This is a genomic window from Herbiconiux sp. (assembly GCF_023264855.1).
Classification (GTDB): Bacteria; Actinomycetota; Actinomycetes; order Actinomycetales; family Microbacteriaceae; genus Herbiconiux.
This window is the reverse complement of the sequence record NZ_JAHFUW010000084.1, coordinates 1-9,790: the sequence shown is the minus strand read 5'-3', so window position 1 is coordinate 9,790 and position 9,790 is coordinate 1. Positions and strand designations below refer to the sequence as shown.

General features: G+C 71.0%; 9 protein-coding genes. 5 read left to right on the top strand and 4 right to left on the bottom strand.

Annotated elements, in window-relative coordinates; genetic code table 11:
- Positions 1–359: 359 nt before the first annotated feature.
- Positions 360–1,649, bottom strand: coding sequence for a tyrosine--tRNA ligase (tyrS, locus tag Q0D75_RS20565; RefSeq protein ID WP_291057677.1), 1,290 nt, complete (start codon positions 1,647–1,649; stop codon positions 360–362).
- Positions 1,650–1,837: 188 nt separating this feature from the next.
- On the opposite strand from tyrS, the gene Q0D75_RS20560 reads away from it, so the two are divergent.
- The 4 genes from Q0D75_RS20560 to Q0D75_RS20545 all read left to right on the top strand — a co-directional run bounded on the left by Q0D75_RS20560 (position 1,838) and on the right by Q0D75_RS20545 (position 5,099).
- Positions 1,838–2,653 carry a M23 family metallopeptidase gene (locus Q0D75_RS20560; RefSeq protein ID WP_291057674.1) on the top strand — a complete coding sequence of 272 codons (816 nt, stop codon included), beginning with the start codon at positions 1,838–1,840 and terminating at the stop codon, positions 2,651–2,653.
- A gap of 61 nt (positions 2,654–2,714) precedes the next feature.
- Positions 2,715–3,266 (top strand): dihydrofolate reductase family protein, encoded by a 552-nt coding sequence (locus Q0D75_RS20555; protein ID WP_291057672.1) that lies wholly within the window; start codon positions 2,715–2,717, stop codon positions 3,264–3,266.
- Between the two features lie 150 nt (positions 3,267–3,416).
- On the top strand, positions 3,417–3,752 hold the full coding sequence (locus tag Q0D75_RS20550) for a LysR family transcriptional regulator (protein WP_291057670.1): 336 nt from the start codon (positions 3,417–3,419) through the stop codon (positions 3,750–3,752).
- Positions 3,753–3,842: 90 nt separating this feature from the next.
- The gene (locus Q0D75_RS20545) at positions 3,843–5,099 is read left to right on the top strand and encodes a D-alanyl-D-alanine carboxypeptidase (RefSeq protein ID WP_291057668.1); all 1,257 of its coding nucleotides are present in this window, start codon (positions 3,843–3,845) and stop codon (positions 5,097–5,099) included.
- 88 nt (positions 5,100–5,187) lie between these two features.
- Here Q0D75_RS20545 and Q0D75_RS20540 read toward each other — a convergent pair whose 3' ends face one another.
- Together Q0D75_RS20540 and Q0D75_RS20535 are read right to left on the bottom strand one after the other, a co-directional pair.
- Positions 5,188–5,775 carry a hypothetical protein gene (locus Q0D75_RS20540; RefSeq protein WP_291057666.1) on the bottom strand — a complete coding sequence of 196 codons (588 nt, stop codon included), beginning with the start codon at positions 5,773–5,775 and terminating at the stop codon, positions 5,188–5,190.
- Positions 5,776–5,836: 61 nt separating this feature from the next.
- Positions 5,837–6,412: a GNAT family N-acetyltransferase gene (locus Q0D75_RS20535; protein WP_291057664.1), complete on the bottom strand. Its 576-nt coding sequence runs from the start codon at positions 6,410–6,412 to the stop codon at positions 5,837–5,839.
- Between the two features lie 146 nt (positions 6,413–6,558).
- On the opposite strand from Q0D75_RS20535, the gene Q0D75_RS20530 reads away from it, so the two are divergent.
- Positions 6,559–7,365, top strand: a complete 807-nt coding sequence (locus tag Q0D75_RS20530; protein ID WP_291057662.1) for a hypothetical protein — start codon at positions 6,559–6,561, stop codon at positions 7,363–7,365.
- Positions 7,366–7,588: 223 nt separating this feature from the next.
- Here the strand turns inward: Q0D75_RS20530 and Q0D75_RS20525 are convergent.
- Positions 7,589–9,790, bottom strand: a 2,202-nt coding sequence (locus Q0D75_RS20525) for a copper-translocating P-type ATPase (protein WP_291057660.1), incomplete at its 5' end; no start/stop codon positions are given.

Sequence of the window (9,790 nt, the reverse complement as noted above, 5' to 3'; positions counted from 1 at the left end):
GAAGACCGCACGGGTTTTTGGCATTTGACATTGTGCACGCTGTTGAGTTCTCAAGGATCGGACGCACCGGCCCCACCCAGACAAACTAGGCGGCCCTCCGGGCAACTTCTCAACCCTACCACTCGCTTTCAGCTTGTCAAATCGACGCGCTGACCGCTTCAGAGTGGAAGGGGTTTTCAACCATACGCTTCTCGTTGGCCGCACTCAAGAGTGCTGATCAAAGAGAGGATGGAAGATGTCCCGCTTGAGGCCGGTAAGCTCTTCCGCTTTCCGCACCTGTGGGGTGACGAGTGATTACATTACGGCGATGTTTCGCACTCGCGCAAATCGCGGGTGCAACCCGGGCGTGTCGCGATGGATCACGCGGAGGTGGTGAGGCCCGCGAGGGTCTTCTTGCCCCGGCGCAGCACGGCGAAACCGCCGGCCAGCAAGGAGTCGCCGACAACAGCATCCGGATTCTCGACCTTGATGTTGTTGAGGTAGACGCCGCCCTGCGAGAGCGCTCGGCGAGCCTCACCGGAGCCCTTCACCAGTTCGGTGCCCACAAGGGCCTCGACGATCGAGGTCTCGGGCGTCACCGCGAACGAGGGGAGTTCGGAGATCGCGGCACCGAGCGTGGCAGCATCCAGAGCCGTCAGATCGCCCTGGCCGAAGAGGGCGCCGGCCGCCGCTATCGCGGACTCGGTGGCCGGGACGCCGTGCACCAGCGCGGTGACCTCGAAGGCGAGCGTGCGCTGCGCCTCCCGCCGGAACGGTTCGCTCGCCACCGCCTCCTCGAGCTGCTGGATCTCGGTGCGGTCGAGGAAGGTGAAGATCTTGAGCCGCTGGATGACATCGGCGTCGTCGGTGTTGAGCCAGAACTGGTAGAACGCGTACGGGCTCGTCAGTGCGGGATCGAGCCAGATGGCGTTGCCCTCGCTCTTGCCGAACTTGGTGCCGTCGGAGTTGGTGATGAGGGGCGTGCCGATGGCGTGCACGCTCTTCCCCTCCGCCCGGTGGATGAGGTCGGTGCCGCTGGTGAGGTTGCCCCACTGGTCACTGCCCCCGGTCTGCAGCACACAGCCGTAGGACCGGTAGAGCTCGAGGAAGTCCATGCCCTGCAGGATCTGGTAGCTGAACTCGGTGTAGCTGATGCCGGCATCCGAGTTCAGGCGCGCCGAGACGGCATCCTTCTTCAGCATCGTGCCGACCCGGAAGTACTTGCCGACCTCCCGCAGGAAGTCGATGGCCGAGAGCGGCGCCGTCCAGTCGAGGTTGTTGACCATACGAGCGGCGTTGTCGCCTTCGAAGCTGAGGAAGCGTTCGATCTGACCGCTGAGGTACCCCACCCACTCGGCCACCGTCTCGCGGGTGTTCAGCGTGCGTTCGGCCGTGGGCCGGGGATCGCCGATCAATCCCGTCGATCCGCCCACCAGCCCCAAGGGTTTGTGACCGGCGAGCTGCAGGCGGCGCATGACGAGGATCTGCACGAGGTTGCCCAGGTGCAGGCTCGGCGCCGTGGGGTCGAAGCCGCAGTAGAAGGTGATCGGGTCACCGGAGAGGAGGGTCTTGAGCTCGGCCGCATCCGTCGAGACATGCACCAGTCCGCGATAGTTCAGCTCGTCCCAGACGTCGTCGAACGACGGATCGTTCTGCGGAGGACGCGGCAAGGCTGAAGTCTCTGACACGGTTCTCGAGCCTACCAGCGGGGCGGGCGGAGGGATCGGGGGAGGGCGCCTCTCGACACCGTTCCTGTGCGGCGTCCAGCGATTACCTATGAACCGCCTCTAGCGTGGAGGGCACGACTGCGGCGGCCGACCCGGGCCTTACCGCGCGATTCGACCCGAAAGTCTTCGCTGTGACCGATGCTCCACCCCTCACCCGCCGCGAGATCCGGCTGCGTGAAGCCACCGTCGTGCGCGAGCGACGCCGCGTGCGGATGCCGGCCCCGCCACGGCTGCGCACCGCGACGGCGTTCTCGTTCGCGGTGCTGTTGGCCGCTGCCACCTCACTCTCGGCCGTCGAGGCCGGCGGATCGTTCGCCTCCGCCTCGGCCGAGGCCGGGCCCGCGCCCGAACCGCAGCGCCTGCTCACGGCCGCCGCGCCGGGTACGGCCGTGCTGCGCGACACCTACCTCGCCACCACCCCGGAGGCGCTGTCCCAGGCCCGTTCGGCCGCGAAGGCCGCCGCGGCCGTCGAACGGGCCACCGCCGCGGGCATCCGCATCGCCTCCACCTATACCAACAACCTCGACAGCACCGTGCAGTGGCCGTTCCCTGTGGGCGTGCCGATCAGCGACGGCTTCGGGCCCCGTTCCTCCCCCGGCGGAATCGGCAGCACAAACCACAAGGGCGTCGACTTCACACCGGGCCAGGGCACGGCGATCGGCGCCGTCGCCGACGGAGTGGTGAGCCTCGTACAGCGCAGCGACAACGGCGGGCTCGGCGTCTACGTGGTGATCGATCACGTGATCGACGGGCAGGCCGTGAGCAGCTGGTACGGGCACATGCTGACCGGGTCGCCGGTCGTCAGCGAGGGGCAGGCCGTGCTCGTCGGGCAGCAGATCGGATCGGTGGGGAACACGGGAACGTCGACGGGGGCCCACCTGCACCTGGAGATCCACGAGGGCGGCACGCCCGTCGATCCGTTCGCCTGGCTGACAGCACGTAACTGAGGCGCTAGGTTTCTGCTACCGGATCGGGCCGCCGCTCGGACCGATCGCCGAGGAGGAATCCATGCGCAAGCTCACCGCCGGACTGTTCATGTCGCTGGACGGCGTGGTGGAGTCGCCGAACCTCTGGCAGTTCGACAGCTTCGACGACGAGCTGGGGGCGCTGATGGGCGCGATGATCGGGTCGGTCGACACCGCCATCCTCGGCCGGGTGGGGTACGAGCAGTGGGCGGAGTTCTGGCCCACCGCGGGCGAGGGCGATCCGTTCGGGGCGTTCGTGAATCCGCTGGAGAAGCACGTTGCGTCCCGGACGCTGTCGGGCGAGCTCGCGTGGCAGAACTCGCACCTGATCGAGGGTGACCTCTTCGAGTTCGTGCGTACGCTCAAAGCCGGCTCGGGCGGAGAGATCTCGTTGCTGTCGAGCATCTCGATGGTGCGGCAGCTGCTCTTCGCCGGCCTGCTGGACGAGCTGACGGTGATGATCCATCCCGTGATCGCCGGTGCGGGGCAGCGACTGTTCGAACCGGACGACCCGACCACACGGCTCGAGCTCGTGCGCTCGACCGTGACCAGCAAGGGCAATGCCGTGCTGACGTATTCGCTGCGCGGAGAATGAGCCGTCGCTCCGTGCGCGAACGATCAGAGGGCTAGCAGCAGGCGCAGCCCACGGCGATCGAGTAGAACTCCGAGGGGTTCACGCCGAGGGTCGCGGCCTTCTGGTCGACGCGCGCGAAGAGGATGTCGGGAACGGAGATAGCCTGGGGGCGTGGAGATCAGTCAGCTGCGGCATTTTCTGGCGGTCGGCGACGAAGGGGACTTCTCGCGGGCTGCCAATGCGGCGCACGTCTCACGGGCCACGATCGAGGCATCCGTCGCCGCTCTCGAAGCCGAGCGGGACGAGAAGCTGGTCGTCGTGGACGAGAGCGGGGTGGCGCTGACCGCCGCCGGGATCGAGTTCCGGCGGGAGGCTCGCGCACGCGTGGCCAAAGCTCCGGCGCCTGTGCCGAAAGCGGGCGGGAAGGCCAAGGCGTCCAAAGGCAAGGGGCGTGCGCCCGTGGTGAAGGGCGAGCCCAAACCGTTCAAGAAGCGCCAAGGGCGGTAGGGGCAGCCGCTGCCGGCGGCGTCATGGGACATCGGGCGACGCTGGGTGGGCGGTCAGGGTGGCCTGAGGTCACGTGGATAGGCTCGGCGGGTGAAATCCGCGCGCACCGTTCGAGTCCGGCCCGCCGCGATCGGCCTCGCGGGGCTGGCGGTGCTCGTGGTGGTCGGCGGGATCGCGGGGTACGCGGCCGGTGTCGGCGGCAGCGGGAACGGATCCGGCGCTCCGGCGACGGCGGTGGCTTCGACGGACGCGACCGCCATTGCTACCGCTACGGCTGCGATGCCGGACATCGCCGGGGGGACGGCTGCCGCACTGGAGTTTCCGGTGGTGGGATCCGGCGCGGTCGGGATCGCGCACGACGACGGGACGGTCGAGGTGCTCGGGCAGGGCGGCGAGACCGGGACGGTGCCGATCGCGAGCATCACGAAAGTGATCACGTCGCTCGTGGTGCTCGATGCGCATCCGCTCGCCGACGCCGCCGACCCGGGGCCGACGATCACCCTCGGACAGGCCGACCTCGACATCACGGCCGAGGTGGAGGCCGAAGACCAGTTCACCGAGCCGATGTACGCCGGTCAGCAGGTGACCCTGCGCGACGCGCTCGCGATCACCCTTCTGACCAGCGCCAACAACTACGCGGAATCGGTGGCGCTCTGGGCCTTCGGATCGCAGGAGGCCTACCTCGAGGCCGCCCGGAGCTGGCTGAGCGAGCACGGCCTCGACGCCACCACGCTCGCCGATGCGAGCGGGCTGGACCCGGGGAGCGCGAGTTCGAGTGCGGATCTGCTTCGCGTCGCCGCCCTCGCGCACGCCGACCCGGCCCTTCTGAGCATCGCGGGCACCGCGAGCCTGGACCAGGCCGACCTCGGCACGATCGCGAACCAGAACATCCTGCTGGGCGAGAACGGGGTGGACGGCCTGAAGACCGGCTCGACGAGCTACGCGGGATTCACGCTGCTGACCTCGGCGGTGGTGACGGTCGGCGCGACGCCCGTGACGCTGGTGTCGGTGGTGCTCGGAACCCGATCGCTGGAGGCCCGATTCGCGGATACGCGTGCGCTGCTCGCCAGCGCGCAGGCCGGGTTGCGGGAGGTGCCGCTGGCCACCGCGGGGCAGGCGTTCGGCAGCTTCTCGACGGGATCGGATGCGGCCGCGGTGGCTGCGGTGGCCGGCTCGGACGTGCGGGCCGTGGTGTTCGGCGACACCCCGGTGCGCGCGGAGGCCGAGTTCGCGGAGGTGCGCGCCGGGGCGCCGGCAGGCACGGAGGCGGGGGTCGTGCGCTTCACGGTGGGCTCAGCGCGGTACGAGGTGCCGCTCGTGCTGGAGAGCGCGCTGGCGGCATCCTGAGCCTGACGGCCGCACTCGACCCGTCAGTTGGTGCCGGAAAGCGGCCCGGATAGCGGGACGAACTGACGGGTCGCGGAGTGGGGCGGGTTCAGGGGGCGGAGGTGCAGCGGGACGAGCTGCGGATGGTGGCCGTCAAGGCCGGGGCGGCGGCGGTGTCGGTGTTCGGGGTGATGGTGAGTTGCACGGGGATGAGGTTCTTCCCGAGGAGCTGGGTGCTCAGGCCGCCCTCGTTCCCGGAGGAATCCGTGCGCACCGACCACTCCCGCTGCGTGTAGGCATCCGCGACCGCCTGGGTGAGGTCGGCGGGACGGGCCGTGGCGGGGAGCGGGATGACACGGGTGATGGTGAACTGCTCGCCCGGGCCGTCGTCGGGGCAGGGGTCGAGGGAGGTGGAGTCGGCCGGTGCGCCGAGCGCGGGGTCGGCCGCGGCATCCGGAGCCTGCAGGATCTCCGTGATCGCGTCGACCTCGGTCATCACCTCGGCGGTCACGCCCTCGAGCGTGGTGGGGGCGGTCGAGCGGGAGACCGACAGGCCGATCACGACGGCGACGACGAGCACCACGGCGATGCCGAGGCTGACGAAGGTGGCGGGGCGGAGCAGTCCGCCCCACTTCTCACCTCGGGGCGGCAAGGGTGGGGGTTTGCGTGGCTGGAAGAACCGCCAGGTGTTGGTCACGGGGGATCACCTCTCCCCTCCACCCTCTCATGGAGCCCCGCTCCGTCTGCTGGAGGCGGATTCAGCTGAGCGGGAGACGCATGAGCACCCGTGGGAAGCCGTTCAGCACCGAGTCGGTGCCGGCGGCCTTGGTAAAGCCGGCGCGCTCGAAGAGGGCGCGGGTTCCCACGTAGGCCATCGTGAGGTCGACCTTCTCGCCCTTGTTGTCGACGGGGTAGCCCTCGACGGCGGGAGCGCCGTTCTTCTTCGCGAACGCCACCGCGCCCGCGAGCAGGTGGTGCGCGATACCCCGGCCCCGGTGACCGGGGCGCACGCGCAGGCACCAGATCGACCAGACGTCGAGATCGTCGAGGTGCGGGATGCGCCGGTTGCGCGCGAAGCTCGTGTCGGCCCGCGGATGCACGGCCGCCCAGCCGACCACCTCGCCGTCGTCGTCGTAGGCGAGGACACCGGGCGGCGGGTCGAGCTTCACCAGACTCTTCACGCGGTCGCCCCTCTGCTCACCGCGCAGCGCGTTGTTCTCCTTGGAGGAGAGGCGGTAGCTGAGACACCAGCAGACGGTGGCATCGGGGCGCTTGGGACCCACCATCGTCTGCACGTCGGTGAACGACGTCGCCGGCCTCACCTGGATCGCCATGCGGCACAGCATGCCACCGGGCACCGACAGTGGCAACGCGGGGCCGGGCCGGCTGCTGTCGGTAGCCGACGTGCGGGTGTCGGTGTCGGTGTGCGGCGGCGGCGGCGTGCGGTAGCGGTGTCGGCGCGCGGTCGTATCATCGGGCCATGGCACTCCTGCACCAGGCGACGATCACCCCCACCAAGCTCGAGGTGGCCGCGGCCTGGGCGCCGGGGCGCGCGTGGTTCGCGGGGCGGGTGGCGCCGCCGCTGGCCGTGGGCTCGGCCTTCCGGTTCGACGACCCGGCGGGTGAGGTGGGCATCGAGACACTGCTGCTGCAGGATGCCGACGGCGCGACCGTGCAGGTGCCGCTGACGTACCGGGGCGCACCGCTTGAGGGGGCCGAGGGGTCGCTGATGGGCACGATGGAGCACTCGGTGCTCGGCTCGCGCTGGGTGTACGACGCGGCGGGCGATCCGGTGGCCGTGGCAGCGCTGGTGTCCGCCATCCTGAATCGCGGGCGCGAGGCCGAGCTGGAGGTGGACACCGCCGAAGGGCGCGTTCGGCGGGAGAGCAACGCGAGCGTGCTGGGCAGCGGAGTAGGCACGCGTGGCACGGGCGGCACGGGTGACGTGGGCCGCACGGGTGATGCGGGTGGCTCGGGTGGCCCCGGTGGCGCGGCGGATGCGGGTGGCCCGGCCGACGGATCGGCTCACGCCGCGCATCTGGAGGCTCCCACCCCGGCCGAGCTGGGGGTTCCGGTGGTGCACGACGTGTCGGGCGCGACCGTGGTGGAGGCCGGGCGGGTGCGGCTCGTGCTGCCTAGGATCCCGGGTGCCTCGGCCGACGAACTGCGTGCGCTGCTGCATCCGGACGGGGTGCCGGACGACGACGTGGTGACCGGTGTGCTCACCGGCAGCTGGACCGGGCAGCCGGAGCCGCGCATCCTGGCCCTGCTGGAACTGCGGGGGTAGCCGCAGGCGGGGCGGCCCTGGGGGAACTGCGGCGGTGGTCGCGGGCGGAACGGTCAGCGGGCGCATGCCTGCACCCGCGTGTGTGCTGCCGCTCGGCGGGGGGTGTTCGGCGAACGGATGGAGGTTCGAGCCGTGGGGGCGAACGGATGGGGCCTGCGGCCGGTTGCAGCGAGAGTCCCAGCCGTTGCACTGGCCGGGCGGCGGGTTCGTGGGCGGACGGGCGTCAGGGGTGCGGGGTGAAGCGGCGCAGGCGGAGGCTGTTCGTGACCACGAAGACGGAGGAGAAGGCCATCGCGGCGCCCGCCAGGACCGGGTTGAGCAGGCCGAGCATCGCCACGGGGATAGCTGCCACGTTGTAGGCGAAGGCCCAGAAGAGGTTGCCCTTGATGATGCCCAGGGTGCGGCGGGCCAGACGTACGGCGTCGGCCGCCGAGGCCAGGTCGTCGTGCATCACGGTGATGTCGGCGGCGGCGATCGCGGCATCCGTTCCGCTGCCCATCGCGATTCCGAGGTCGGCCGCGGCGAGCGCCGCCGCATCGTTCACGCCGTCGCCGACCATGGCGACGACCCCGCCCTCGGATTGCAGGGCGCGGATGGCGGCGAATTTTCCCTGCGGGGTCATGCCGGCACGCACGTCGCCCGGGTCGATGCCGACCTCGGCCGCCACGGCGCGGGCGGCTCCCGCGTTGTCGCCGGTGAGCAGGACGGGGCGGAGACCCAGACGACGGAAGTCGGCGATCGCCGCCTTGCTCGTGGGCTTGATCGCGTCGCCGACGACGAGCACGCCGCGCGCCTCGCCGTTCCAGGCGATGACCACAGCGGTTCCCCCGTCGTCTTCGGCGGACTCGAGGGCTTCGCGCAGCTCGGCGGGGAGGGGGATGGCCCACTCGGTCGCGAGCCAGTCGGCGCGGCCTGCCACGACCACACGTCCGTCGATGCGGGCCTGGACGCCGTGACCGGCCTCGGCCACGAAGGACTCGATCGTGGTGGCGGGGGCGGAAGTGGGGATTTCGGTGGACTGAGTGGATTCGCGCGCCGTGGCGGATTCGGCGAGGGTGCTGGCGGCGGCCTCGCGGGTGATGGCGGGTAGCGCGAGGGTGCCGGCGGCTGCCACGATCGCTCGGGCGATCGGGTGCTCCGATCCGGACTCCAGCGCGGCGGCGAGGCGCAGCACCTCGTCGGGGCGCTCGCCCTCGGCGGGCACGACGGAGCGCAGCGTCATCCGGCCGGTCGTCACCGTTCCCGTCTTGTCGAGCACGATGGTGTCGACGCGGCGGGTCTGCTCCAGCACCTGGGGGCCGCGGATCAGGATGCCGAGCTGCGATCCGCGACCCGTGCCGACCAGGAGGGCGGTGGGCGTGGCGAGCCCGAGCGCACAGGGGCAGGCGATGATGAGGGTGGCCACGGCCGCGGTGAAGGCCTCCTGTGCCGATCCGCCGGTCAGCAGCCAGCCCGCGAAGGCGAGCACCGACAGGCCGATCACGACCGGGACGAAGACGGCGGAGACCCGGTCGGCCAGGCGCTGGACACGCGCCTTGCCGGTTTGCGCATCCTCGACCAGGCGGCCCAGCCGAGCCAGCTCCGTGTCGGCGCCCACACGGGTGATCTCGACGAGCAGCCGGCCGCTGGTGTTGAGGCTCGCTCCGACCACGCGGTCGCCGACGCCGACGTCGACCGGCACGGGTTCGCCGGTGAGCAGGCTGAGGTCGACGGCGGAGGCGCCGTCTCGCACGACGCCGTCGGAGGCGATCTTCTCGCCGGGGCGCACCACGACGAGATCGCCGGGGACGAGGGAGGCGACGGGGACGCGCACCTCTCCGGCGTCGGTTCGCAGGGTGGCGTCTTTGGCGCCGAGCTCGAGCAGCGCCCGGAGCGCGGCGCCGGAATCGCGCTTGGCACGCGCCTCGAGGTAGCGCCCGGCCAGGATGAACACGGTGACCGCCGCGGCCACCTCGAGGTAGAGCTCGTCGCCGTGGCCGGATCCGATCAGCTGGAAGGTCATCGTCATGCCGGGCTCGCCGGCGCTGCCGAGGAACAGGGCCCAGAGCGACCAGCCGAAGGCGGCGAGCACGCCGAGGCTGATCAGGGTGTCCATGGTGACCGCGCCGTGCCGGGCGTTGACGAAGGCGGCGCGATGGAAGGGCCAGGCGCCCCAGACGGCGACCGGCGCGGCGAGCACGAGCGCGAGCCACTGCCAGTTCGTGAACTGCAGGGCGGGGATCATCGAGAGCAGCACCACGGGCAGCGCCAGCGCGGCCGAGATCGCGAGTCGGCGGCGCAGGGCAGTGGCCTCGGCGGTAGCGGGGTCGGGCGCGGGGACGGCGTCCGGCGCGGCGGCGGGAGCGGGCGCTGCGGCAGCGGCGGGGGCGCTGGTGAGGTCCGGCGAAGGGCCGGGGGCGAGTGCCTGCGGCGGCGCCGTGAGCGG